We start from the raw sequence: 25723 nt of genomic DNA, 5'->3' as shown, positions 1-25723 counted from the left end.
AAGAATATCCAGGCGGTTCGTTCGCCGCCTGTCATAAATACATTTGGAGTGAAAAGAGCATGCCTAAGTACCGTTCCGCCACCACCACCCACGGCCGCAATATGGCGGGTGCCCGCGCATTGTGGCGCGCGACCGGGATGACCGACGCCGATTTCGGCAAGCCGATCATCGCCGTGGTCAACTCCTTTACCCAGTTCGTGCCGGGCCACGTGCATCTGCGCGATCTGGGCAAACTGGTCGCCGAACAGATCGAAGCCTCCGGCGGCGTGGCCAAAGAGTTCAACACCATCGCGGTGGATGACGGCATCGCCATGGGCCACGGCGGCATGCTCTATTCCCTGCCGTCGCGCGAGCTGATCGCCGACTCGGTCGAATACATGGTGAACGCCCACTGCGCCGACGCGATGGTGTGCATCTCCAACTGCGACAAGATCACCCCGGGAATGCTGATGGCGGCGTTGCGCCTGAACATTCCGGTGATCTTCGTCTCCGGCGGCCCGATGGAAGCCGGCAAGACCAAACTCTCCAATCAGATCATCAAGCTGGATCTGGTGGACGCGATGATCCAGGGCGCGAACCCGAACGTCAGCGACGCCGACAGCGAGCAGATCGAGCGTTCCGCCTGCCCGACCTGCGGTTCCTGCTCCGGCATGTTTACCGCCAACTCGATGAACTGCCTGACCGAAGCGCTGGGCCTGTCGCAGCCGGGCAACGGCTCGCTGCTGGCCACTCACGCCGATCGCAAAGCGCTGTTCCTCAACGCCGGCAAGCGCATCGTCGAGCTGACCAAACGCTATTACGAGCAGGACGACGAGAGCGCGCTGCCGCGCAATATCGCCAACAAGGCGGCGTTTGAGAACGCCATGACGCTGGACATCGCCATGGGCGGCTCGACCAACACCGTGCTGCACCTGCTGGCTTCGGCGCAGGAAGGCGAGGTGGACTTCACCATGGAAGACATCGATCGCCTGTCGCGCAAAGTGCCGCATCTGTGCAAGGTGGCGCCGAGCACGCAGAAATACCACATGGAAGACGTGCACCGCGCCGGCGGCGTAATCGGCATCCTCGGCGAGCTGGATCGCGCCGGCTTGCTGAACCGCGAGGTGAACAATGTGCTGGGGCTGACCCTGCCGCAGACGCTGGAAGCCTACGACGTGATGCTGACCCGCGACGAAAGCGTCAAGAAAATGTACTCCGCCGGGCCGGCCGGTATCCGCACCACGCAGGCATTCTCTCAGGACTGCCGCTGGGATTCGCTGGACACCGACCGCAAGGAGGGCTGCATCCGCACCCGTGAGCACGCCTACAGTCAGGACGGCGGGCTGGCGGTGCTGTACGGCAACCTGGCGGAAAATGGCTGTATCGTCAAAACCGCCGGCGTAGACAAGGAAATCCTCACCTTCCGCGGCCCTGCCAAAGTGTATGAAAGCCAGGATGATGCGGTAGAAGCTATCCTCGGCGGCAAAGTGGTGGCGGGCGACGTGGTCGTTATCCGTTACGAAGGGCCGAAAGGCGGGCCGGGCATGCAGGAAATGCTTTACCCAACCACGTATCTGAAATCGATGGGGCTGGGCAAGGCGTGTGCGCTGATCACCGACGGACGTTTCTCCGGCGGCACCTCCGGGCTGTCCATCGGCCACGCCTCGCCGGAGGCGGCCAACGGCGGCCTGATCGCCCTGGTGCAGGACGGCGACATGATCGCGATCGACATTCCGCATCGCGGCATCCAGCTGGATGTCAGCGAGCAGGAGCTGGCGGCGCGGCATGAGGCGGAACTGGCGCGCGGCGACGCGGCCTGGACGCCGAAAAACCGTGAACGTCAGGTGTCCTTCGCGCTGCGCGCTTACGCCTCGTTGGCCACCAGCGCCGACAAAGGCGCGGTGCGCGACAAGAGCAAACTGGGGGGATAAGCAGTATGGCGGTCTCTCAACCCCTACCCAGCGCCCCCTGTGGCGCGGAATATCTGCGAGCGGTACTGCGCTCGCCGGTCTACGAGGTGGCGCAGGTCACCCCGTTGCAGGCCATGAGCAAAATCTCTTCGCGCCTCGGCAACACCATTTTGGTGAAGCGCGAAGATCGCCAGCCGGTGCACAGCTTCAAGCTGCGCGGGGCCTATGCGATGATCGCCGGGCTGGACGAAGAGCAGAAGGCGCGCGGCGTCGTAACGGCTTCGGCCGGCAACCACGCGCAGGGCGTCGCCTTCTCCGGTAAACGGCTGGGGATCAAAACGCTGATCGTGATGCCGGTATCCACCGCGGACATCAAGGTGGATGCGGTGCGCGGCTTTGGCGGCGAAGTGTTGCTGCACGGTGCCAATTTCGACGAGGCCAAGGCGAAGGCGATCGAGCTTTCCCAACAGCAGGGCATGACCTTCGTGCCGCCGTTCGATCATCCGACGGTGATCGCCGGGCAGGGCACGCTGGCGATGGAGCTGCTGCAGCAAGACGCGCATCTGGATCGGGTCTTCGTGCCGGTCGGCGGCGGCGGCCTGGCCGCCGGGGTGGCGGTGCTGATCAAGCAGCTGATGCCGCAGATCAAAGTGATCGGCGTCGAAGCGGAAGACTCCGCCTGCCTGCGCGCGGCGCTGGATGCCGGCCATCCGGTGGATCTGGCGCGCGTCGGGCTGTTCGCTGAAGGCGTGGCGGTGAAGCGCATCGGAGACGAAACCTTCCGCCTATGCCGTGAGTATCTGGACGACGTGATCACCGTGGACAGCGACGCCATCTGCGCGGCGGTCAAAGATCTGTTCGAGGACGTGCGCGCCATTGCCGAACCTTCCGGCGCGCTGGCGCTGGCGGGGCTGAAAAAGTACGTGCAGCAGCACAACATTCAGGGCGAGCGTCTGGCGCACGTGCTGTCCGGCGCCAACCTCAACTTCCACGGGCTGCGCTACGTTTCCGAACGTTGCGAACTGGGCGAACAACGCGAAGCGCTGTTGGCGGTAACCATTCCGGAACAGCAGGGCAGCTTCCTCAAGTTTTGCCAACTGCTGGGCGGCCGCTCGGTGACCGAATTCAACTACCGCTACGCCGATGCCGATAACGCCTGCATTTTCGTCGGCGTGCGTCTGACGCGCGGCCACGCAGAACGGCGGGAGATCATCGACGAACTCAACGCCGACGGTTATCAAGTGGTGGATCTGTCGGACGACGAGATGGCCAAGCTGCACGTGCGCTACATGGTGGGCGGGCGTCCGTCGAAGCCGCTGCGCGAACGGCTGTACAGCTTTGAGTTTCCGGAGTCGCCGGGCGCGCTGCTGAAGTTCTTGCAGACGCTGGGCACGCACTGGAACATTTCGCTGTTCCACTATCGCAGCCACGGCACCGACTTCGGCCGGGTGCTGGCGGCCTTCGAGCTGGCGCAAAGCGAGCCGGAATTCGAGCGTCACCTGCAGGCGCTGGGCTACGATTGCCACGACGAAACCGACAACCCGGCGTTCCGCTTCTTTTTGCAGGGGTGAGTCGGATTGATAAGCAACCGTGACGCGTTAGTCAGTTTATGGGTTGCATGGTTGTGATTTTGTCGTGCATTTTTATACTGCCAAGACTTCTGACGTATAGGGATGCACGACAATGAAAACCGCTTTTTCTACGCCGTTCGGTTCCCCCGAAGACGATTTGACCAACGCCGAGTTTGCCCGCCTGTTGGGCAATACCGGCGTACAAGAATTCTATCGCGATATTAATCTGCAAGCCTTGCAGGACTCGCTGGACTGCAGCCTCGCCTTTCATGGCGTGGGCATTATTTTTTCCGACGGGCAGAACTCATTTTTAGTCCGCCCGACGCAGCACACCGGTTACTCAAACGCTTCGCAGGTTACCCACGTGGTCATCAGCAAAACGGTGGCTCATACTTCACGCGTTGCCGCGACCAATACGCTGTCGGAAGCGTTGAGCAAACCCAGCGTCAGCAAAGAGTTGGCCTCGGCCGCGCTGTCGTGCGGAACGCTGCTGGTATCGGTATTTTTACTGGCGTCGGGCAGCGTCGCCGTGCCGTTTACCGGCGGCACCAGCTCGGCGGTGGCTTATCTGGGTTATGCCGGCATGGCTGCCAGCGCGTTGCAGTGCGGCAATGGGCTGTACCGCGTCAACAAGCTTTATGACGGGAAAGGCGATGAACTGGCTCAGCTCGACTCAGAACAGTGGTATATCGCTACCAGTACCGTGCTCGATGTGATCTCGCTGGCCAGTGCCGGGGCTGCCCTGAAGGAAGCGACGATGACCTACCGCGCCATGCGCCGCATTTCGGCGCGCAAGGCGACGGAATGGCTGAAAAGCATGCCCCGTAGCGAAAGGAAGCGGCTGACCGAAAACATCATTCGGGCGGAAAATCCGGGAATTTCCAATAACGTCTTGAAAGAGATGGTGAAGAACGGCTTATACCCGAAGCGCTACCCGACGGAAGCGATCCAAAACGGGCTGCGCCAGCAATTGCATTCGGCGCTCAATAACTCATTGACGTTCGTGGGCAGCGGCATCAGCGGCACCCTGTCTGCGCCGGTGAATGTGAAAACCACCGGGCAGTATTTTGTGGGCATTATGCAGAAATTGCCGCAGATGGTGAGGTAATGGCGGACTGGATGATTAAACGCCTGATCGCGCAGGGCCGGGAGATGGAACGCCAAATCGCGGCGCGCGATGGCGCGCTTTTCGCCGGTGTGGATGCGCAGCTCGAGCAGCATTTCCTGACGCCGGGCCAGCGGCTGTCGCCGCCGGGCGTCGGCAATGTCATGTTGCTGATGGTTTGCCTGACGCTGGGGCTGGCGGGCGTGATGGGCCTGGCCACGGACGTGGCGGCCGCCTGGAGCGGCAAGACTTCCGCTGCCGTTCTCATGGGCAGCGGCGCGATCGTGGCGGTGTGGATGACGTTGATCCTGTTCCAACTGGTGCAGGGTAAAAACAGCGGGGTGGTATTGTTGCAATATTACCTTGGCATGCTCGGCCTGTTTTGCCTTGGCGCCGCGGCGGCGTGGGCGGCGGGGATGACCGGCATCGCCACTGTCGCCATGCTGCTGGGGGGCGTGGTTGGCGGTGCGCTATTCAGCAACCGGGCGGCGTTCTCTCTCTATGTCGCTTATTTTCGCACGCGTCGGCGCGTGTTGATCAAACGCCGTTGGCAGAGGGAAGATCTGCGCAACACCCGATAAACCGTCAGAACGGAAAAACTTATGACGCAACCCTTCTCCGGCTTTAGCCAGCAGGGTCTGAATTTCCTGCAGCAGGTGCGGATCGAGAACGATAAGGCGTGGTTCGACGGCAACCGCGACATCTACGATCGCGAGCTGCTGGCGCCGTTTCGCGCGCTGGTGGAGCAGCTGGCTCCCGGCATGCTGGCGATCGATCCGCTGTTCGAGACTCGCCCGGCGATCGGCAAAACGCTGTCGCGCATTCATCGCGATACGCGCTTTTCACATGACAAATCGCGCTACCGCAGCCGCATGTGGCTGACGTTCAAGCGCCCGAGCAAAGACTGGAAAGACGCGCCGGTCTACTTTTTCGAACTGGGGCCGGACATGCTGCGCTATGGGCTCGGCTACTACAGCGCCAACAAGCCGACCATGGATCTGTTCCGCCATACGCTGAGGCAGCGGCCGCAGCCTTTCCTTGAGGTGGCCGCCTGCTGCCGGCCGCCGTTCGAGCTGGTGGGCGAAAGCTACAAGCGCCCGCTGGTGAAGGAACAGGCGGCGGAGATCGCCACCTGGTACAACCGCAAGTCGTTTGCGGTGATGGTGACCGACAGCGAAGTGGAAAAGCTGTTCAGTGCCGATCTGGTGCCGCTGCTGGCCGGGGCATTTTTGCAGCTTGAGCCGCTCTACCACTGGCTGATGCAGGTAGAGACGATGAAGCAGATCGATCCGGCGGATCTGTAAACCCCGCGTCAGCGGGGATGCAGCAAGCGCCAAAAGGCGTCGATCAGCGGATCGCTGAGGCGCTTTTTCTGGACGCAGACCCCCAGCTCGAACGGTTCGACCATCGAGATGTTATCCAACTGCGAGATGCGGTTGCGTACCGGCTCCGGGCTGTTGTCCACCACCACGCTCGGGATCAGTGCGATGCCGCAGCCCAAAGCGACCATCGACACGATGGCTTCGTGGCCGCCGACGGTGGCGTAAATCAGCGGATTGCTGATGCGGTGGCGGCGGAACCACAGCTCGATGCGTTTTCGCGAAGGGCCGTGCTCCGGCAGGATGAACGGGATCTCGGCCCAGTCGGGCCTGTCGGCGAACGCCTGGCTGCGCACCGCGCAGGGCAGCGCCGGCGCGATCAGCACCAGCGGGATTTCGCCGATTTTGGTGAACGCCACGCTGGCGGGCAGCGTTTCCGGCCGGCCGGCGATGCCGAGATCGGCCTCGTTGGATTGCACCTTGTCGACCGCGTCGGCGGCGTCGCCGGTGGTCAGCTTAATCTCCACCAGCGGGTGCTGCGCGCGGAAGCGATCGAGGATCGGCGGCAGGTGGCTGTACGCCGCGGTCACCGAGCAGAACAACCGCAGTTCGCCGCTGAGCGAAGGGCCGTGCTGGCCGAGTGAGTGCTTCAGCTGCTGATATTGCAGCAGCGTTTGCTGGGCGAATTCTTTCAGCTGTTCGCCGGCGTCGGTCAGCTGCACGGTGCGGTTATCGCGCAGGAACAGCGGCTGCCCGAGGATCTCTTCCAGCCGCTGGATCTGGCGGGAGAGCGTCGACGGGCTGACGTGCATCGCCTTGGCGGTGCGCCCGAAGTGATGGCTTTCGGCCAGATGCAGGAACAGCTTTAAATCACGTAAATCCATATCGATACGCTCGCAGTGAGTGTGTTGCATAAATTGCAATGTCACGTTCTTAATATATCAATTTAAGCAACGCATTTCCTGTTATACATTGAGTTTAACGAATCTCCGCACAGACAGGGCGGGGAATGAAAATAACAATGCAAGACAACATCAAACCGGAGTACCACCATGGCTAACTATTTCAACACATTGAACCTGCGTCAGCAGTTGGCGCAATTGGGTAAATGCCGCTTTATGGCGCGCGACGAATTTGCTGACGAAGCCGGCTACCTGAAAGGTAAAAAAGTGGTGATTGTCGGCTGTGGCGCCCAGGGTCTGAACCAGGGGCTGAACATGCGCGATTCCGGCCTGGACGTCGCCTATGCCCTGCGCAAAGAAGCGATCGACGAGAAGCGCGCTTCCTGGCGCAAGGCGACCGAAAACGGCTTCAAGGTCGGCACCTACGAAGACCTGATCCCGCAGGCGGATCTGGTGGTCAACCTGACGCCTGACAAGCAGCACTCTTCCGTGGTGCGCGCGGTGCAGCCGCTGATGAAAGACGGCGCGGCGCTGGGTTATTCCCACGGCTTCAACATCGTTGAAGTGGGTGAGCAGGTGCGTAAAGACATCACCGTGGTGATGGTCGCGCCGAAGTGCCCGGGCACCGAAGTGCGCGAAGAGTACAAGCGCGGCTTCGGCGTGCCGACCCTGATTGCGGTTCACCCGGAAAACGATCCGAAAGGCGAAGGCATGGCGATCGCCAAGGCCTGGGCGGCGGCGACCGGTGGCCACCGCGCCGGCGTGCTGGAGTCCTCCTTCGTCGCCGAAGTGAAATCCGACCTGATGGGCGAGCAGACCATTCTGTGCGGCATGCTGCAGGCGGGTTCGCTGCTGTGCTTCGACAAGCTGGTTGCAGAGGGCGCCGATCCGGCTTACGCCGAGAAACTGATTCAGTTCGGCTGGGAAACCATCACTGAAGCGCTGAAGCAGGGCGGCATCACCCTGATGATGGATCGCCTGTCCAACCCGGCCAAGCTGCGCGCCTATGCGCTGTCCGAACAGCTGAAAACCATCATGGCGCCGCTGTTCCAGAAGCACATGGACGACATCATCTCCGGCGCTTTCTCGAGCGGCATGATGGCCGACTGGGCGGAAGACGATGTGAAATTGCTGACCTGGCGCGAAGAGACCGGCAAAACCGCGTTCGAGAATGCGCCGCAGTTTGAAGGCAAAATCAGCGAGCAAGAGTACTTCGATCACGGCGTGCTGATGGTGGCGATGGTGAAAGCGGGCGTTGAGCTGGCGTTCGAAACCATGGTCGATGCCGGCATCATCGAAGAGTCGGCTTACTACGAATCGCTGCACGAGCTGCCGCTGATCGCCAACACCATTGCGCGTAAGCGTCTGTATGAAATGAACGTGGTTATCTCCGATACCGCAGAGTACGGCAACTACCTGTTCGCCAACGCGGCGGTGCCGTTGCTGAAGGACTTCATGACCACCCTGCAGGCGGGCGATTTGGGCAAAGCCGTGGCGGGTACGGCGGTGGACAACGCGCAGCTGCGTGACGTGAACGAAGCGGTGCGCAGCCACCCTATCGAAACCGTCGGCCGCAAACTGCGTGGCTACATGACCGACATGAAACGCATCGCCGTTGCGGGCTGATTTCCCGCAAGGCAAAGCACACAGAGCCGGCAGCGATGCCGGCTTTTTTATGCCTACGGTGGCGTGATCAATTGCCGTTCGAGGCAGCGCCGGATCGCGTGTTTGGCGTTGGCGACCCCCAGCTTACGCACCGCATTGCCGATGTGAAACTTCACCGTGCCGGTTTTTATCCCCAGGATCAGCGCGATCTCATGGTAGGTTTTGCCCTGGCTGGCCCAGTAGAGGATTTCCCCTTCGCGCGGCGAGAGCCGGTCTGTCCGGCTCGCCTCGGCGCTGGCCAAGGCCAGAGCGTGCTGGTGGGTATCGACCAATACCATCTGCAAGCTGGCCCTCTCGTCTTCCATCAGCTGCCGCAGTTCGGCGTCATCGGTTGCTGTGGCGCTGATCGACAAGATCGCCAGGTTGTTGTCGTGATCGTGCAAAACAAAGCTGCAGCCGTGCACGATGTCGTACTCCCGCGCCTGGCTGAAGATCTTCCGGTAATGCCGATCCTCGGTGGTGACGGGGGTGTCGTGCCACATAAAGGGCGCGCAGCGACTATGGGCGGCGCGCACGACGGGATCGATGCGCTGATAGCGATTGGCGCTGTAGATGTCCAGCCATTCTTGCGGGTAGCTCGAGACCAGCAGATGGCGATCGGGAAGGTGTTTGTTGAAGGTCAAATAAGCGTATTTGAATTGGCTGAAGGCGTGCAGTCGGCCGTCAAGATGCAGTCTTGCGGCGACGGCGTTGGCGAATGTGACGGTCATTGGTAACCTCCCTGTCGTTCGCGGCTCAGCCCGACCTGCACCAAAGTCCAGCTAGTCAGTGCGGCGGATTGAAATTTATACTCGGCTAATAAATTCAAAAAGGCAGCAATGCCAAGACCCGAGCTTAGCAGCTCTGGGCGGAAATAAGCCAACGCCAGGGAAATTCTTTCAATCATCCTCTCATCAATGCTTCTGGGATCTATTGTGCGGGCGGCGAGGCTACCTCGCCGCCGCCTTATTGGCTATGCGGGCATCGCCGCTGCGGGAATGATGGCGCCGCGGTGTTGGATCACCGTTGCGGCGAGCAGGTGGCCGCGCTGCGCCGCCTGTTGGGCGCTGCCGCCGTTCAGGCGTACCGCCAGGTAACCGGCGCTGAAAGAGTCGCCCGCCGCGGTGGTATCCACCACGCGCTCCGGCGGCAGCGCGATGGCCGGCACCTCAAGCCGCTCTCCCTCCACGCTGAACACCAGACAGGCATCCGCGCCGCGTTTGATAACGATCTCGCCGACGCCGAGCGCCTGCGTGCGCGCCACCACCTGTTCAACCGGCTGCGCTCCCCACAGCGACTCTTCGTCATCCAGCGTCAGGAAGGCGATGTCGGTGCAGGCCAGCACCTCACGGTAGGCCTGCTGCGTTTCCTCACGGCTGTGCCACAGGCGCGGGCGATAGTTATTGTCGAAGATAACCTGGCCGCCGTTGGCGCGGCAGCGGCGCAACAGCGCCAGCAGCTTCGTGCGGTCGGCAGGCGCGAGGATCGCCAGGCTAATGCCGCTGAGATACAGGTAATCGAACTGCGCCAGCCGGGCGCACAGTGCGTCGGCCTGGGGGCCCGCCAGCCAATACCGGGCGGCGGCGTCGTTGCGCCAGTAGTAGAAGGTGCGTTCGCCGGCGGCGTCGGTTTCGATCACGTACAGACCCGGCAGTTTGTTTTCCAACCGCTGAATCAGCCCGGTCTCGATCTTCTCCTGCCGCCAGGCCTGCAGCATCTCGTCGCTGAAGCTGTCGGTGCCGAGCGCGGTGACGTAATGCACCTGCAGCGTCTGTTCCGGCATTTGGCGGGCGAGGTAGACGGCGGTGTTGAGGGTATCGCCGCCAAAGCCGCGCGTCAGCTGTGCGCCCTGCTGCGACAGTTCGATCATGCATTCGCCGATCACGGCGAGATTTCGGATAGTCATCGTCAATAAGCCCTGGCTAAAGAAGAAGCAACAACCGCCAGTCTCCACGCAAGGCGGTGGGGTAGTCAATAAATTAAAACAGTGTTTTAATTTTTTATGATCGCGATCGGCCTATGCCAAAACAGGGTGAAGATGAAACCGTGCGGCAATTCGTGCTTAAAGTTTTACGCGACGCGGCCGATATGCTGGGTAAAGAAACAGCGGCAGTGCTCTCACTTCCCCGCCACGGCGATAGTACCGATGATAACCAACCTGATCTCGGGTCTGCTGGCGCCCTGTTTTGCCCTCTATGCCTGCGCCAAATCGCGGCGCTACTGGCGGCAATGCCGGCGCTTGTATACCTTCCAGCCGATTTATCGCACCAGCGGCGCGCTGCTGGCGGTGGAACTGCTGACGGCGGTATATCACCCGAATGAACCGAACAAACGGCAATCCCCGGAACAGTATTTTTCCTCGCTCGGCGTCGCCCAGCGTTTGCGGGTGATCCAGGAACAGCTGGCGCTGTTGCAGCGCTGGCAGGCATTGTTCATTCGCCACGCGGTGATGGTGTCGGTCAATATCGACGGCATGGCGCTGCAAGCGTTGCAGCGCCATAGCGAGCTGCAGCGGCAGATCGCCGAGATGCCCTATCTGCGCTTCGAACTGGTGGAGCATGCCGAAACGGCGTCAAACCGCCCGTTGCACCAGATGGTCGGCGGCGAACGACTGTGGCTGGACGATTTCGGCAGCGGGCTGGCCAACTTCTCCGCCGTCGGCGCCTGGCGCTATCAATACATCAAGGTAGCGCGCGAATTGTTCACCTTGCTTAAACAGTCTGAAGAGGGCGTGCAGCTGCTCGGCACCCTGATCAAGATGATGAACCAGCACAGCGACGGGGTGATCGTCGAAGGCGTGGAAACCGAGCAGGAGTGGCGGCTGGTACAGCGTTCCGGCGCGTTGGCCGCGCAGGGTTACTATCTTTCCCGCCCGGCATGCTTTGAAACTTTACACAGCGTACCGACGCTGTTCGCCGCGCCCGGCGCGCCGGCGTGAACTCCGGCCTATCCTCAGCTAATCTTAAACGGGGCTGCTCATTCCTTTTCCTTTCATTCGGCAGCCCGGTTTATGTGCTGAGGGAGCCCTATGACAAGAACAGGAAAGGTTTTCAGCTGGCTGGGCGGCATTGTGCTGCTGGCGGTCGCCGCGCTGGCGATCTTCATCGCTACCTTCGACTGGAATCGACTCAAGCCCACCATCAACGACAAAGTGTCGGCCGAACTGCGGCGGCCGTTCGCCATCCGCGGCGATCTGGGCGTCGACTGGTCGCGTAACCGGGATGAGGGCGGCTGGCGCGCCTGGGTGCCCTGGCCGCATATTCACGCCGAAGACGTGTGGCTGGGTAACCCGAAAAACATGCCCGGCGACAGCATGGTGACGCTGCAGCGCGTCGACGCCAGCATCGCACCGCTGGCGTTGCTGAAGAAAGAACTGCTGATCCCGCGCATTTGGCTCAAGCAGCCGAATGCGTCGTTGCAACGCCTGGCCAACGGCGACAACAACTGGACGTTTGACCTGGCCGCTGGCCAGGATCCGCAGCAACCGCCTTCCGACTGGTCGTTCACCGTTCACGACATCGTGTTCGACAAGGGGCAGATCGCCTTTAAAGACGCCACGCTGAAGGCGGACTTCCGCGCCGTCATCGATCCGCTCGGCAAACCGCTGCCGTTCAGTGAAGTGACCGGCAAACAGAGCAGCGGCAAGGCCGCCACTCCTGACTACGTCTTCGGTTGGCAGGTCAAGGGCAAATACAACGGCGAGCCGCTGAGCGGCAGCGGCAAGATTGGCGGCATGCTGTCGCTGCAGAGCGCCGATCTGCCGTTCCCGCTGCAGGCCGACGTGCGCTCCGGCAGTACCCGGGTGGCGGTGGCGGGCACCTTGACCGATCCGCTGAACCTCGGCGGGCTGGACGTGCAACTGAAATTTTCCGGCGAAAGCCTGGGTAATCTCTATGGCCTGACCGGCGTGCTGCTGCCGAACACGCCGCCGTATGCGACCGATGGCCATCTGATTGCCCGCCTGCATCAGCCGGGCGGCGCCGTGTTCGAATATCAGAAATTCGACGGCAAAATCGGTGACAGCGACATTCACGGCGATTTGAAATACGTTGCCGGTAAGCCGCGGCCGACGCTGAGCGGCGCGGTGAGCTCCCGGCAACTGAGGTTGGCGGATCTGGCGCCGCTGATCGGCGCGGACTCCAACGCCGCCAAAGCCGGGCGCGGCGAGAAGAGCCGCCAGCCGGCGGATAAAGTGCTGCCGGTCGAACAGTTCGATACGCAAAGCTGGCGCAAGATGGATGCGGACGTGAAGTTTGCCGCCGCACGCATTGAACGCGGCAGCGATTTGCCGCTGAGCGATCTGGCCACGCATCTGAAGCTGAACAATGGCGAACTGCGCCTGGATCCGCTGCGCTTCGGCATGGCGGGCGGCAGCCTGAACGCCGTGGTGCGCCTCGACGGCGGCAAAAAGCCGATGCGCGGCCAGGTGGATATGCACGCGCGCAAACTCCAGCTCAAACAGCTGTTGCCGAACGTGGCGGCGATGAAGCGCAGCCTCGGGCAGATGAACGGCGACGCCAGGCTGACGGGCAGCGGCAATTCGGTAGCCGAGCTGCTGGCGACCAGCAACGGCGACCTGCGCCTGTTGATCAATAACGGGGTGATCAGCCGCAGCCTGATGGAGATCCTCGGTCTGAACGTCGGCAACTATCTGGTGGCGCAGCTGTTCGGTGACGATGTGGTGGGCATCAACTGCGCGGCGGCGGACGTCGGCATCCGCAACGGCGTCGCCGCGCCGCGGCTGTTCGTGTTCGACACCGAGAACGCGGTGATCAACATCACCGGCAACACTAACCTCGCCACCGAACGGCTGGATTTGTCCATCGATCCGGAAAGCAAGGGGATGCGCGTGCTGACCCTGCGCTCGCCGCTGTACGTGAAAGGCACCTTCAAGCACCCCGACGCCGGCGTCAAAGCCGGGCCGCTGATCGCCCGCGGCGCGGCGGCGGTGGCGTTGGGCGCGGTGCTGACGCCGGCGGCGGCGCTGCTGGCGTTGGTTTCACCCAGTGAAGGCGGCGAGGAGAACCAGTGCGGGCAGATCCTGCGGGAGATGAAAGGCAAAAAATAGTCAGGCGTGCGGCGGCGGCGTGAGCAGCCGGCAGTCGTGATCCTGGATCTCTTCCGCCGAGGCCAGGGTAAACGGCAGCAGGCTGCGCTCGGTCGCCAGCAGCAGGAAATCGCCGTCCGGCAGCGCGGTCATCGCCAGGCCGAAGCTGCCCATGCGCCCTTCGGCGCGCGGCAGGCCGGAAGCCAACAGGCGGAAGGCGCCCTGTTGTTCCAGTTCGGCGGGGGTCACCCGCCGCCCCAGATAGTCATGCCCCAACAGGCCGCCGGGCAGCGGTTGCCATTGATCGATAAAATCGGGGCCGATCTGCGCCAGCCGCTGTTTTACCGCCGGCAGCAGGCAGGAGATATGAATGTGCAGCTGGTTTTGCGTGCGGCCATATTCCGAGTTGATCGCCAGTGAAATATCGCCATCGTCGATCGGTTTGCCATAGCGTTCCGCCATCACGTGGCGCGCGCGCCAGGCCTGGGCGAAGAAATTCGGCGTAGTGGCGTCCAGCACCGCCGGGCTTTCTATCCCGGTGATTTTGGCGCTGGGCATCAGCAGGTATTGCAGCGGCCCGTTGCGATCTTTAAACACCACGAAGCCGGCCGGCACATCTACCTGCGCGCAGGGCGCCGGGTTGTCATGCGCTTGCTGATTGGGCAGACATTGCTGGCTGACGATGCGCCACAGCGCATCGGGATGATCAGGCTTCAACCCGTAATAGAGCGCGATGGCGAGAGCCGCCAGCAGCGCAACGCAGACAAATACCCCACGACGCAGAGACATCGGCCGATCCTGTTACCGAGAGAAACATCCAGCATAGCCCGGTTTTATGACAGTAAACGAACAACGCGTGCGGCCCCCGCAGTGAGGGGGCCGCAGGGGATCACAGCGACCGGTGGCGGGTTTCTTTCATCAACAGCAGGGCCAGCAGCGTCAACCCGGCCATCGCCGCCAGGTACATGCCGACGTAGAACAGCCCGTAGTGGGCCGCCAGCCAGGTGGCGATATAAGGCGCCACGGACGCGCCGAGGATCGACGCGACGTTGTAGGAGAACGACGCGCCGGTATAGCGCACTTCGGTCGGGAACAGCTCCGGCAGCAGCGCGCCCATCGGGCCAAAGGTCAGCCCCATGATGCTCAGGCCGCACAGCAGAAAGCCCATCACCAGCGCCTGATTGCCGGAACCCAGCAGGGGCGGGAACAGGAACGCGAAGCCGATCATCAGCAGGGTAATGGCGATCATGGTCTTGCGGCGGCCGAACGCATCCGCCAGCAGGCCGGCGATCGGCACCATCACGCCGAAGCCGATCACCGCCACCATCAGCATCCACAGGAAGCTGTTGCGGGAGTAGCCGAGGCCCAGCGGCTGCGGCGCGGTGCCGTAGGTCATCGAATACACCGTCATCAGATAAAACAGCGTGTAGGTCGCCAGCATGATGAAGGTGCCGAGGATGGTGGCTTTCAGATGCTTGCTCAGCAGCGTGCCGAGCGGCACTTTCACCTGTTTGCCGGCCTTGGCCACTTTGGCGAACACCGGCGTTTCATGCAGCGATACCCGAACGTACAGGCCGATCAGCACCAGCGCCGCGGAGAGGATGAACGGCACGCGCCAGCCCCAATCCATAAACTGCTGGTCGCTCAGCAGCCAGGAGAGCAGCAGGAAGGTGCCGTTGGCGAAGAAGAAGCCGATCGGCGCGCCCAACTGCGGGAAGGAGCCGTACAGCGCGCGCTTTTTGGCCGGCGCGTTCTCCGTCGCCAGCAGGGCGGCGCCGCCCCATTCGCCGCCCAGCCCCAGGCCCTGCCCAAAGCGCGCCAGCGCCAGCAGGATAGGGGCGAAGATGCCGATGGTTTCATAGCTTGGCAGCAGGCCGATCAGCACGGTGGAAATCCCCATGGTCAGCAGCGAGGCGACCAGCGTGACCTTGCGCCCTACCCGATCGCCGAAGTGGCCGAACAGCGCAGAGCCGATAGGGCGCGCGACAAAGGCGACGGCGAAGGTGGCCAGCGACTGTAGCGTCGCGGTGGTCGGGTCGCCCTGCGGGAAGAAGATGTGCGGGAACACGATCACCGCGGCGGTGGCGTAGATGTAGAAGTCGAAGAACTCGATGGCGGTGCCGACCAGCGAGGCGACGATGACTTTCCCGCGGGAGTTCACCGGTGTGGACGCCTCGTCGGCGTCGAGTGGGGGTGCGATGGTGGCTTGCATAATATTTCTTATCGTTAGAGGGGGTAAAAATCCATCTTAGTGACAGCATGCGGCCTTTTCAACGCGGGAGCTTTGGGCAACGCCGCTCCTAACCGGTTAAAAAGACTAATGTTTTACCGGGCTTCTTTTCTGCAGCGTTAAACGTTGAGAAATGGAGTTCGCGCAGAGGGAATGGCTGTAAAAACGGCAAAGAAAAGTGACTGGGCAGTTTGTTATGCTGGTTTTCCGGATGGCGCACCGTGCGATTCAGATGTATTGACTGGTTTTTTGGCTGTTAACCAGATGAACGTGCCGGTGTGTGCGATAACACCGGCACGATTGCATGGCTTCAGCGCGCTGGCGGCTCGCGTTCCGGCAACGCTTTGTCGCCTTTGTAGTCGGCGGTGGCGATCCAGGCGGCGCAAAACAGCGTCAAACGAGCGAAGAAGTAGAAGAACGCCATCAGCCCGATCACCGATCCGAAGGCCGCGCCGGAAGGCGACTTCGCCACCTGCGGCAGCGTCATGGTCATCACGAACTTGATCACTTCAAAACCGATGGCGGCGAGCAAGGTGCCGCGCAGCAGCGCTTTTTTCTTCGGTTTGTGGCGCGGCAGCATCCAGAAAATCCACAGGAACAGCAGATAGTTGGCGAAGATCGAGATCGACAGCGCGATCGTCGTCAGCGCCGGCCGAAGCCATTCGATGCCGTCCAGCCCCAGCGCGTTGACGATCGCCGCCTGCGCCGACCCAGCGACCGAGGTCAGCGACAGCGTGATAATCAGCGCGACCACCAGGCCGGTCAGCGAGATGAAGTCGCGGGTGTATTTGAAGTAGATTTTCTCCTGATCCTGCGGATTGCGCTCCCAGACATCGCGCGACTGCGCGCGGATCGCCTCGCGCAGATTGCCCATCCAACTGATGCCGGAATAGAGCGCCAGCGCCAGGCCGGTCAACCCCACGGTGGTGCGCTGCTGAATGGCGGTATTGACGGTGTTCTTCAGCGTGCTGGCCAGCGTCGGATCGCTGATGCTGCCGACGATCCGGTTGATCAAGCGGGCCAGCAGGTCCGGATTGGAGGCCAGCACGAAGCCGGCGGCGGCAAACGACACCATCAGGATCGGGATCAGCGAGAGGAACGAAAAATAGGTGATGGCGGCGCCGAACTGGCTACCCAGCCGATCGTTAAAGCGTTCGGCCGCGCGCAGCAGGTGCGCCACGCTCGGCCAGGCTTTGATGCGTTCAATCAGACGTGAAAAACCACCGATGCGGCGGTCGAGGGTCTCATGGCCGGTCTTGATGGCGATAAGCGGCTTCGGCGGCGTGTCTTGTGCGGGCTGGCGGCGTTCCTGGTCTGGTCCTGTAGGCATTACTTCACGATTTCCTTAACGTTAAACGGCATGTTTCAGCATTGATTATAGCCAAAGCCCCGCGGCGTTTTGAGCGCCGGGGCGGCAAACGGTCATTTTCCGAGCTTAGCGCGTTAGCGCCCGGCATGAAATGCCGACGATGGCGCGATAGGTAAAATTCCTATGGAAACCCCGTGGCGCCTCAGTTTTTTTCACTTTCCTACCTCCAATTTTTATCTGTTTCGTCGGCGAGAAAGCGTTTACTCATGATGTGGCGTTGCGCTTTGCCGCTCGCCGCTCCGCTGCAGCCGTAGGGGCTGGAACGGTCTCATCCGTCATCAACAGAAAAACTGGAAGGTCTTATGAAATTGCTTAATCACCCCACCTGCCGCCCGTTTACCGAAGCGGGCAATCTGTCGCAGCTGTCCGCCTACTATGAAGAGGGGCGGCACATCATGTGGATGCTGCTGCGCGCCGCGCCGCGCCCCTGCTTCAACCAGGCGCTGATCGAAGACATCATGACGCTGGCGCAGGCGGCGAAGGAGTCTTCGCTGCGGTTCGATTTCTGGGTCACCGGCTCGCTGGTGCCGAACATGTTCAACGTCGGCGGCGATCTGCAGTTCTTCGCCGACGCGATCAAAAACCGCAAGCGCGAGGCGATGATGGCCTACGCGCGCGCCTGCATCGACTGCGTGCATGCGGCGGCTCGCGGTTTCGACACCGGCGCGGTCAGCATTGCGATGGTCGAAGGCAGCGCGCTGGGGGGCGGCTTTGAAGCGGCGTTGGCGCACCATTTCGTGCTGGCGCAGAACAATGCGCGCATGGGGTTTCCGGAGATCGCGTTCAACCTGTTTCCCGGCATGGGCGGTTACTCGCTGGTGGCGCGCAAGGCGGGCATGCGCTTGGCCGAGGAGCTGATTTGGGGCGGCGAGTCGCATACCGCAGAGTGGTTCGAGAGCCGCGGGCTGGTGGATCAGCTGTTCCAGCCCGGCGACGCCTACATGGCGACGCGCACCTTTATCGATACCATTCGGCCGAAGCTCAACGGCATGCGCGCCATGCTGCGGGCGCGTCAGCGCGTGTTGCAGCTGACGCGCTCCGAGCTGATGGACATTACCGAAGATTGGGTGCACTCGGCCTTTACCATTGAGGAAAAAGACCGCGCCTACATCGAGCGGCTGGTGATGTTGCAGGATCGCCATACCCTGAACCTGCGTCGTGCCGGCTAACCTTAACGCGCCCGCCTCATGCGGAGGGTGAGCGCGGGCGATAGGACTGCAGCCAATGCTCCAGCTGTTCCGGGAGCATTGGCCGCGCAAACAGAAAGCCCTGTTTTTCGTCCACGCCGACCTCGTCGAGGAAGTGGTTTTCGCTCTCGGTCTCCACCCCTTCGGCGATCACCCGGAAGGCCAACGCCTCCGCCGCCGCGACGATCGCGCGCACCAACGATTGCGATACCGGGTTGAAATTCACCCCACGCACGAAGCTTTTATCCAGCTTGATGGCGTCCAGAGGAATGCGCGCCAGCTGCGCCAGCGACGAATAGCCGGTGCCGAAGTCGGCGAGATGCACCTGCGCGCCCAGTTCGCGCAGCCGGGTGATCAACGCGCGCGCGCGGTTCTCGTCTTCAATCAGGCTACTTTCGGTCAACTCGAAGTCCAGCAGACAGGGGGCCATGCGGTGACGGCGCAGCACCCCGAGCAGGTCGTTGACGATGCTGTCATCGGCCAGCTGACGGGCAGAGAGGTTGACCGCCACCCGCAGATTCAAGCCCTGTTCTTGCCACTGCGCTGCCTGCCCGGCGGCGGTCTGCAGCACCCATTGGCCGAGCGGGCCGATCAGGCCGGACTCCTCGGCGTAGGAAATGAACTGCAGCGGTGGGATCAGGCCGCGCTCCGGCGAATCCCAGCGCACCAGCGCTTCCACGCTGTGCACTTCACCGCTGCGCGCGTCGATTTTCGGCTGGTAATACAGCACCAGCTGATTTTGCTCCAGCCCTTTGCGCAGGTTGGTGTCCAGCCACATGTATTCGGCGACACGTTTATTCATCTCCGGCGAGAAGACGGTATAGGTACGTTTGCCGTGCTCCTTGGCGACGTACATGGCGGTATCGGCGCTGCGGATCAGGCTGTCGAGATCGTTGCCGTGCTCCGGGCACAGCGCGATGCCGATCGAACAGCCGGTATACACCTCAATCAGGCCGATGCGGAAAGGGGTTTTCAGCCTGTCGATAATGCGCTGCGCCAGCGTTTGCAGGCGCTCGCGATCGGCTTGCGGTGCCAGCACCAGGAATTCGTCGCCGCCGAGGCGGGCGAGCACCTGGTCTGGGCCCAGGCAGCCGAGGATCGCCAGCGCGACCTCGACCAGCAGCCGATCGCCGAACATATGGCCGTAGGCGTCGTTGACCTTTTTGAAGTTGTCGAGATCGAGGTACACCAGGCCGAAACTCTCTTCGCCGCGCGTGGCGATGGCGTGATTGATCTTGTCCTGGATGGCGTTACGGTTCGGCAGGCCGGTGATGAGATCGGTGTTGGCCAGCACCCGCAGCCGCTCCTGCGCCCGGCGTTCTTCGGTGATGTCGGTACCGGAGCAGATAAGATACACCTCGTTTTTGCCGCTGCCGCTGTGCACGAACTTATTGCGGAACAGGAACAGCCGTTCGCCCTTGACCGTCTTTACCCAGCGTTCCACCTCATAGGACGAACCGTTGCGGAAGAAGCCGGCGATGTTGCGCCGCGAAGCGGCGGCTTCTTCCGGGCTCATAAACAGCTGGAAAACGTTTTTGCCGATCACCTCGTGTTCGTGCAGCCCGGTATACTCCTCGCTCAGCCGGTTGAAACGCTGAATGCGGCCGTGTTGATCGACGATCACGATCACCGAGTTGGCTTCGGACACCACCTGCTCGGCGAAGGAGAGGCCGTGCACCAGGTCGCGCGCCACAGATTGGGTGTCGCTGAAGGCGGAAGCGGTGCCCGCCCATTCGAGGTTGTTGACGCGGCGCCCGACCAGATGCAGATGCAGCGGTGCACCGGCTAGCGTAATGGTCAGCTCCAGGCTGGCGGTGACGCCGGTCAGGCGACGGATTTTCGCCGCTTCCATGGCGCTGAGCGCCACCGCGACGTGGGCTTTGCCTTTAACGGCGGACAGCTCCAGGGCATTGCTGTCAAACGCCAGCCGCCAGTGGGGGCTTTGGGTGCCGAAGTGGGCGTTAAGAAGCTCAGGGCCTTGGTCTGCGGGCATGATGATTCCTCAAAAGAGCACGGGCGGCCGGTCAGCACAGCTCCGGGCAGCCTGTTGGCCCGAAAGCGATCGCCGTACGCATCTGTGCATCATATAACAGGTTTTCACAGGCGGAGCGGGTGATGGGAACTATTATATAAGCAATGATTAGTTTTGCGGTGTAAACGTCGCCCGGCGGCCGGTTGTCTTAAAGTGTAGGAGAACATCGGATCCTGTGATGCTGGTACTGACTTCCCCCGTTATCGGAAAACGGTTGATGCAAGGTTGCCGTGCAGGCGAGTAAATTATAACGGTAAGGGGAAAGCGGAAAAATAACTCCACCGGGGGGATTGTTGCCGGGAAATTAAAATTTCCATCAAATAAACGCCATCTTCATAGTTTTCTCATAATTGGTGAATAAATCCGAGACGGGTTTTAAAAAGTTTACACACCCTCGCATTACTTGAAATTTATCAGCCTATTATTATCTCCGACGACGAATGAGCCTGTTAACGTACAGCGCTCCTGATGAAGAAAAACTTTTAAGGAAATGATTATGCGTAAATTGACGGCTTTATTTATTGCTTCCACGCTGGCCCTGGGTTCTGCTTCCGCGGCGTTCGCTGCAGACACCACTGCCCCGGCGGCGGATGCGGCGCCGATGAAAATGATGCATCACAAGGGTGAAGGCAAAGGCGGCCCGTTCGCCGGGCTGAACCTGACCGAGCAGCAGCGCCAGCAGATGCGCGATATCATGAAAGAGTCGCACCAGAAGCGTGGGCCGGGCATGAAAGAGGAGCGCCAGGCGCTGCACAATCTGGTCGCTTCCGACAGCTTTGACGAAGCGAAGGCGAAGGCGCAAATTGACGCGATCGGTAAAGCGCAATCCGAACGCATGCTGGAGCGCGCCAAAGCGGAAAATAAAATGTATAACCTGCTGACCCCTGAGCAGAAAAAACAATACAATGAGAATTATCAGAAACGTGAGCAAAAGATGATGGACCACATGAATAAAATGAAGGCGCAGATGTCCTCCGATCAGTAATATCCGCTTGCGGTGAATAATAAAGGGCCAGACTATTTGTCTGGCCCTTTTTCTATTTGGCGTTATCACTGGCAGGCTATGCAGTGAGTGATAATCATTCTCCGCCGACCATGTGCCGGAACTGCTCGGCAACGGCCTGAGCAAAGCGCGGGTCGTTAATATGATAAGGCGTTTTTATCAACCGGCGTTTGTCGGTGGCGCGCACCGTTTCTTCCAGCGCTTGCGTAAAGGCGGCCAGCGCCGCCGGATCCCAGAACGGTTGCCCGGGCGCGTCCAGAACCGATACGCCGCCCGCCGGGATAATGAAACGCACTTCGCCCGCGCAGGCGTTGATTTTTTCGCCCATCCAACGCCCCATTAACGCATTCTCCCGCGCGCTGGTGCGCACCAGCGTCACTTGCGGGTTGTGAGGGTGGCGCAGACGGTTGGCATAGCGAGCCGGCACCGTGTTCGGCGCGCCGAAGTTGATCATGTCGATCGCGCCACAGGAGAGCACGCACGGGATGCCGGTACGCGCGATGGCACCGAAACGATCGGTATTGCAGGGCAGCACGCCGCCAAACAGGTGATCGGCCACTTCGGTGGTGGTCAAATCGATGGCGCCGTGCAGTTGGCGGCTATCGATCAGTTTTTCCAACGCTCTGCCGCCGCTGCCGGTCGCATGAAACGTCAGACAATCCCATTGCGATCCCAACTCGGCAATCAACGCCTGAACGCAGGGCGTGGTGACGCCAAACATTGTCAGGCCGATCGCCGGCTTGTCGTCGTGAGAGTCGACGGCGGCGAAGCGGACTGCGCCGGCTATCTGGCGCGCCGCGTTGCCCAGCACCCGTCGCGAGATGCGATTCAGGCCGGCGAGATCGGTGACCGAATACAGCATGCTGATATCGCTGGCGCCGACATAGGCGGAAACGTCACCCGCCGCCATGCTCGAGACCATCACTTTCGGCAGACCGATCGGCAGTTGCTGCATGGCCGGCGTGATGATGGCTGTGCCGCCGGAGCCGCCCAGGCCAAGCAGGGCGGCGATATCGCGGCGCGTCAGGATAAAGCGTTCGAAAGCGGTCGCCATGGCGGCGATCGCCTGGCCGCGGCTGGCGCAGAAGACCGCGCCGGCGCCCGCCGGATGGTGGCGAGCGACCTCTTCTGGGCCGATATCGGCCGGGGAGTCAAACGGCAAGCTACGGGTGGAGAGATCGACGGTTCGCGTGGGTAAATCCAGGCTGGCAATCAGCCGCCGCACATACTCCAACTCTTGTCCTTTCGTATCTGCTGTGGTAGCAATATAGACAAAATTTGAAGTATCTTTCATGGGTTTTTCCGAGGTGCTTCTAATTTTTATTTTAAAAATTAATGCATTATATTTTTTTAGGTGCCCTGGTGTTGGCATTTAAATTAAATTGATTAATGTATTTATATAATGAGACGGCAGTATCATTTTTGCAAGGGCAGCTCAGTGCAAAATGGGACTTCTGTCTCATTTTTGAGCTTTTTGCGCGGCCGAGCCTTTGTCGTCAACCTGTCGGCAGTGGCGTATCTCCAGCCGCGCAAGCATGTACAGATGTATGAGGTTTAAGTGCCGATAAATGCTTTTCCCACCCCGTTCGATCCTTCACTGACGTCCACCCGGGCAAAAACCTACCGTTTGTTGCTGGCCAGCGCGATGGCGCTGTATGACGAAGGCGCGTTTCCTTCGATCACCGAACTGGCGGCGTATGCGCAGGTATCGCGTGCGACCGCCTACCGCTACTTTCCGACCCAGAGTGCGCTGATTAGCGCCGTGGTGGCGGAAAGCCTGGGGCCTATTCTGGAATGGCGCCCGCAAGACGATGATGCCCTGAAGCGCATCCAGCAGTTGCTGACCTTCGCCTATCCTCAGATGGAACGGCACGAGGGGGCGCTGCGCGCGGCGTTGCAGCTCTCTTTGCAGCAGTGGGCGCACGCGACGCCGGGCGAAAAATTCGTGCGCGGCAACCGCAAGCGTCTGTTGGCGCTGGCGGTAGAACCGCTGCAGGGCAAACTGCCGCCGGACTCTCTGCAGAGAGTGATTCATGCTTTCTCGCTGATTTACGGCTCGGAGGTGTTCCTGGTGCTGAAAGATATCTGGGGGCTGGAGCTTGAGAGCATTCAGGACGTCACGCAATGGATGGCCAAAGCCATCCTTCGTCAGGCGGAAGAGGACGCGACGAACCGCAAAAAAACATCAGCAGGATAATCCAATTTTTGCCGATGGCTGACTGAAAAACCAGCATAATTCACTGAGTGAATATTGGCAAAATTTATAATTAAAAGTGATAAAAGACGCCTGTTAAGCACTTTTCAGGCGGCCACACCTTTCAGTTACCCATGAATTATATTTTTATTTATCAGTTAATTAATATTTATTCCCTCACGTGCTATCGCCGCTCCGATACCGCCAAGCGTCATTGTCATTTCTTATCGTCGCTGGCCTGATTCACCCCTGAAACTTTCTCTCCTCCCGCTGAACTGCCGGATGACACATTAAGCGCACTTGAGATTGTTGTGCTTTATTTATTTGGTGTTACCAAACTGTTACACAAAAAATCTTATAAAACATTTGCAAACAACAACGGACGGTATCTGGGATGGAGAAGAAACTTAGAGGAGTCAAATCCGCTCGGGCGGCCTTCGGCTGGCCTGAAATCGGAGTTCATCGCGCACAATGGAGCGCGATGCTGATCTGCCTGACGGCGATCGGCGGGGCGCAGGCCGCCAACTATATAGAGAACGGCAAAGCGGGCGATCCGGCCAGCTGGCGCAGCAGTGAGTTCAACGCGGAATGGGGGCTGGGGGCGATCCACGCCGACCAGGCCTACGCCGCTGGTTATACCGGAAAAGGCATCAAACTCGGCATTTTCGATCAGCCGGTCTACGCCAAGCATCCCGAATTTGCCGGTGAGAATAAGGTGATCAATTTGGTCACCAAAGGCATCCGCGAATACACCGATCCCTATATCCCGGTGAAGAAAGGCGATGACTTCCGCTATGACGGCACGCCGAGCGTGGATTCCGACGGCACGCTCGGTTCGCACGGCACCCACGTGGGCGGCATCGCCGCTGGCAGCCGCGACGGCGGCGCCATGCACGGCGTGGCGTTCAACGCGCAGATCATCAGCGCGGAAAACGGCGACCCCGGCCCGGAGGATGGCATCATCCTCGGTAACGACGGTGCGGTTTACCAGGCCGGTTGGGAGGCGCTGGTGGCCAGCGGCGCGCGCATCATCAACAACAGCTGGGGCATCGGCATTACCGATAAATTCGCCAAGGGAGGCAAAGATCCCGCTTATCCTCATTTCACGGTCGACGATGCGCAAAAGCAGTTCGATCAGATCAAGGTTATCCTGGGCACCAAGCCCGGCGGCGCCTATCAGGGCGCGATCGACGCGGCGCGCAGCGGCGTGGTCACCATCTTCGCCGCCGGTAACGATTACAACCTGAACAACCCGGACGCCATGGCCGGCCTGGCGTATTTCGTGCCGGATATCGCGCCGAACTGGCTGTCGGTCGCCAGCCTGCAGGATCCCACCAATAGCGGCGATTACAGCATCAGCACCTTCTCTTCCCGCTGCGGCTATACCGCCAGTTTGTGCGTCTCGGCACCGGGTACCCGGGTATACAGCTCGGTGATCGAAGGCACCAGCGTGGAGAATCTGACGACCGGCTACGCCAAATACAGCGGCACCTCGATGGCGGCGCCGCACGTGGCCGGCAGCGTCGCGGTGCTGATGGAGCGTTTCCCGTATCTGAATGGCGCGCAGGTGGCGGAAGTGCTGAAAACCACCGCCACCGACATGGGGGCGCCGGGCATCGACGCGCTCTACGGCTGGGGGATGATCAACCTGGGCAAAGCCATCAACGGCCCTGGCATGTTGGCGACCGTCGAGGATATTCCCGAAGAATTCCGCATCCCGGATCCTACGGGCGTGGCTTACGGCCCGACCCAGTTCGTGGTGGATCTGCCGGGCGTCGGCGCGGTGCTGGACAAGGGCAAACCGACCGAGCGCGTCTGCAGCGATGTGCTGTGCGGCCTGGACTTCTGGAGTAACGACATCTCCGGCCACGGCGGCCTGACCAAGCAGGGCATCGGCACGCTGGTGCTGACCGGAACCAACACCTATTCCGGCCCGACGCTGGTCAATCAGGGGCGGCTGGCAGTCAACGGCTCGGTCACCTCGGCCGTCAGCGTGCAGAGCGGCGGCATCGTCGGCGGCAGCGGCACGGTGGGTTCGCTGACCGCCCGTCAGGGCGGCACCGTGGCGCCGGGCAACTCGATCGGCACTTTGAACGTGGCCGGCAACGTCAGCTTCGAGCCGGGTTCGCGCTACGCGGTGGAAGTGGGGCCGAACGGCCAGAGCGATCGGATCCAGAGCAGCGGATCGGCGACGATCGGCGGCGGCGAGGTGGCGGTGACGCTGGAGAACA

General features: G+C 61.0%; 21 protein-coding genes. 12 read left to right on the top strand and 9 right to left on the bottom strand.

All coding sequences use genetic code 11. The features are described 5' to 3' along the window. The first annotated feature begins 59 nt into the window (after positions 1-59). The 5 genes from ilvD to REA38_RS16065 all read left to right on the top strand — a co-directional run bounded on the left by ilvD (position 60) and on the right by REA38_RS16065 (position 5869). A complete protein-coding gene (gene ilvD / locus REA38_RS16085; protein ID WP_033649965.1) occupies positions 60-1910 on the top strand; it encodes a dihydroxy-acid dehydratase in 1851 nt (616 codons plus the stop codon). A gap of 5 nt (positions 1911-1915) precedes the next feature. Then, positions 1916-3460 (top strand): threonine ammonia-lyase, biosynthetic, encoded by a 1545-nt coding sequence (gene ilvA, locus REA38_RS16080; RefSeq protein ID WP_015379394.1) that lies wholly within the window; start codon positions 1916-1918, stop codon positions 3458-3460. A 112-nt stretch (positions 3461-3572) separates the two neighbouring features. Next, positions 3573-4568, top strand: coding sequence for a hypothetical protein (locus REA38_RS16075; protein ID WP_033654501.1), 996 nt, complete (start codon positions 3573-3575; stop codon positions 4566-4568). Next, positions 4568-5146, top strand: a complete 579-nt coding sequence (locus tag REA38_RS16070) for a hypothetical protein (protein WP_047570079.1) — start codon at positions 4568-4570, stop codon at positions 5144-5146. The genes REA38_RS16075 and REA38_RS16070 overlap by 1 nt, the downstream gene beginning before the upstream one ends. Positions 5147-5167: 21 nt before the next feature. Next, a complete protein-coding gene (locus REA38_RS16065) occupies positions 5168-5869 on the top strand; it encodes a DUF2461 domain-containing protein (RefSeq protein WP_060425248.1) in 702 nt (233 codons plus the stop codon). A gap of 8 nt (positions 5870-5877) precedes the next feature. Here REA38_RS16065 and ilvY read toward each other — a convergent pair whose 3' ends face one another. Further along, a complete protein-coding gene (gene ilvY / locus REA38_RS16060) occupies positions 5878-6768 on the bottom strand; it encodes an HTH-type transcriptional activator IlvY (RefSeq protein ID WP_033636409.1) in 891 nt (296 codons plus the stop codon). 168 nt (positions 6769-6936) lie between these two features. On the opposite strand from ilvY, the gene ilvC reads away from it, so the two are divergent. Continuing rightward, on the top strand, positions 6937-8412 hold the full coding sequence (ilvC, locus tag REA38_RS16055) for a ketol-acid reductoisomerase (protein ID WP_004929973.1): 1476 nt from the start codon (positions 6937-6939) through the stop codon (positions 8410-8412). A gap of 53 nt (positions 8413-8465) precedes the next feature. Here ilvC and REA38_RS16050 read toward each other — a convergent pair whose 3' ends face one another. The 3 genes from REA38_RS16050 to REA38_RS16040 all read right to left on the bottom strand — a co-directional run bounded on the left by REA38_RS16050 (position 8466) and on the right by REA38_RS16040 (position 10336). Beyond that, positions 8466-9161: a LuxR family transcriptional regulator gene (locus tag REA38_RS16050; RefSeq protein WP_047570087.1), complete on the bottom strand. Its 696-nt coding sequence runs from the start codon at positions 9159-9161 to the stop codon at positions 8466-8468. Continuing rightward, complete coding sequence (locus REA38_RS16045; protein ID WP_033649970.1) at positions 9158-9337, bottom strand: hypothetical protein; 180 nt, start codon at positions 9335-9337, stop codon at positions 9158-9160. Before REA38_RS16045 ends, REA38_RS16050 begins: the two co-directional genes overlap by 4 nt. Before the next feature lie 66 nt (positions 9338-9403). Next, the gene (locus REA38_RS16040) at positions 9404-10336 is read right to left on the bottom strand and encodes a sugar kinase (protein ID WP_308884482.1); all 933 of its coding nucleotides are present in this window, start codon (positions 10334-10336) and stop codon (positions 9404-9406) included. A 240-nt stretch (positions 10337-10576) separates the two neighbouring features. On the opposite strand from REA38_RS16040, the gene pdeH reads away from it, so the two are divergent. Beyond that, entirely contained in the window at positions 10577-11368 is a 792-nt protein-coding gene (pdeH, locus tag REA38_RS16035) for a cyclic-guanylate-specific phosphodiesterase (protein WP_308884483.1), read from the top strand. 90 nt (positions 11369-11458) lie between these two features. Next, positions 11459-13498: an AsmA family protein gene (locus REA38_RS16030; protein ID WP_164141690.1), complete on the top strand. Its 2040-nt coding sequence runs from the start codon at positions 11459-11461 to the stop codon at positions 13496-13498. Here the strand turns inward: REA38_RS16030 and REA38_RS16025 are convergent, their stop codons facing one another. The 3 genes from REA38_RS16025 to yhjD all read right to left on the bottom strand — a co-directional run bounded on the left by REA38_RS16025 (position 13499) and on the right by yhjD (position 17037). After that, positions 13499-14266, bottom strand: coding sequence for a CDP-diacylglycerol diphosphatase (locus REA38_RS16025; protein ID WP_033654494.1), 768 nt, complete (start codon positions 14264-14266; stop codon positions 13499-13501). Positions 14267-14366: 100 nt separating this feature from the next. After that, positions 14367-15689 carry an MFS transporter gene (locus tag REA38_RS16020; RefSeq protein ID WP_039569733.1) on the bottom strand — a complete coding sequence of 441 codons (1323 nt, stop codon included), beginning with the start codon at positions 15687-15689 and terminating at the stop codon, positions 14367-14369. Between the two features lie 328 nt (positions 15690-16017). Next, complete coding sequence (yhjD, locus tag REA38_RS16015) at positions 16018-17037, bottom strand: inner membrane protein YhjD (protein WP_033636401.1); 1020 nt, start codon at positions 17035-17037, stop codon at positions 16018-16020. A 341-nt stretch (positions 17038-17378) separates the two neighbouring features. On the opposite strand from yhjD, the gene REA38_RS16010 reads away from it, so the two are divergent. Next, a complete protein-coding gene (locus REA38_RS16010) occupies positions 17379-18245 on the top strand; it encodes a crotonase/enoyl-CoA hydratase family protein (protein WP_033636400.1) in 867 nt (288 codons plus the stop codon). Between the two features lie 16 nt (positions 18246-18261). On the opposite strand, the gene pdeR is transcribed toward REA38_RS16010, so the two are convergent. Next, positions 18262-20256, bottom strand: a complete 1995-nt coding sequence (gene pdeR / locus REA38_RS16005; RefSeq protein WP_308886235.1) for a cyclic di-GMP phosphodiesterase — start codon at positions 20254-20256, stop codon at positions 18262-18264. A 535-nt stretch (positions 20257-20791) separates the two neighbouring features. Here pdeR and spy point away from each other — a divergent pair. Continuing rightward, positions 20792-21280 (top strand): ATP-independent periplasmic protein-refolding chaperone Spy, encoded by a 489-nt coding sequence (spy, locus tag REA38_RS16000; RefSeq protein WP_033636398.1) that lies wholly within the window; start codon positions 20792-20794, stop codon positions 21278-21280. 94 nt (positions 21281-21374) lie between these two features. Here the strand turns inward: spy and REA38_RS15995 are convergent, their stop codons facing one another. Continuing rightward, positions 21375-22592 (bottom strand): Tm-1-like ATP-binding domain-containing protein, encoded by a 1218-nt coding sequence (locus REA38_RS15995; protein ID WP_308886234.1) that lies wholly within the window; start codon positions 22590-22592, stop codon positions 21375-21377. A gap of 264 nt (positions 22593-22856) precedes the next feature. On the opposite strand from REA38_RS15995, the gene REA38_RS15990 reads away from it, so the two are divergent. Then, entirely contained in the window at positions 22857-23495 is a 639-nt protein-coding gene (locus REA38_RS15990; RefSeq protein ID WP_033636396.1) for a TetR/AcrR family transcriptional regulator, read from the top strand. A gap of 478 nt (positions 23496-23973) precedes the next feature. Beyond that, the coding region (locus tag REA38_RS15985; RefSeq protein WP_308886233.1) for a S8 family serine peptidase at positions 23974-25723 on the top strand (1750 nt) is incomplete at its 3' end.

The sequence above is a fragment of the Serratia sp. MF1(2023) genome, from assembly GCF_030954545.1.
Classification (GTDB): domain Bacteria; phylum Pseudomonadota; class Gammaproteobacteria; order Enterobacterales; family Enterobacteriaceae; genus Serratia; species Serratia sarumanii.
The sequence above is the reverse complement of the archived record's forward strand: the minus strand, read 5'-3'. Positions and strand labels throughout refer to the sequence as shown.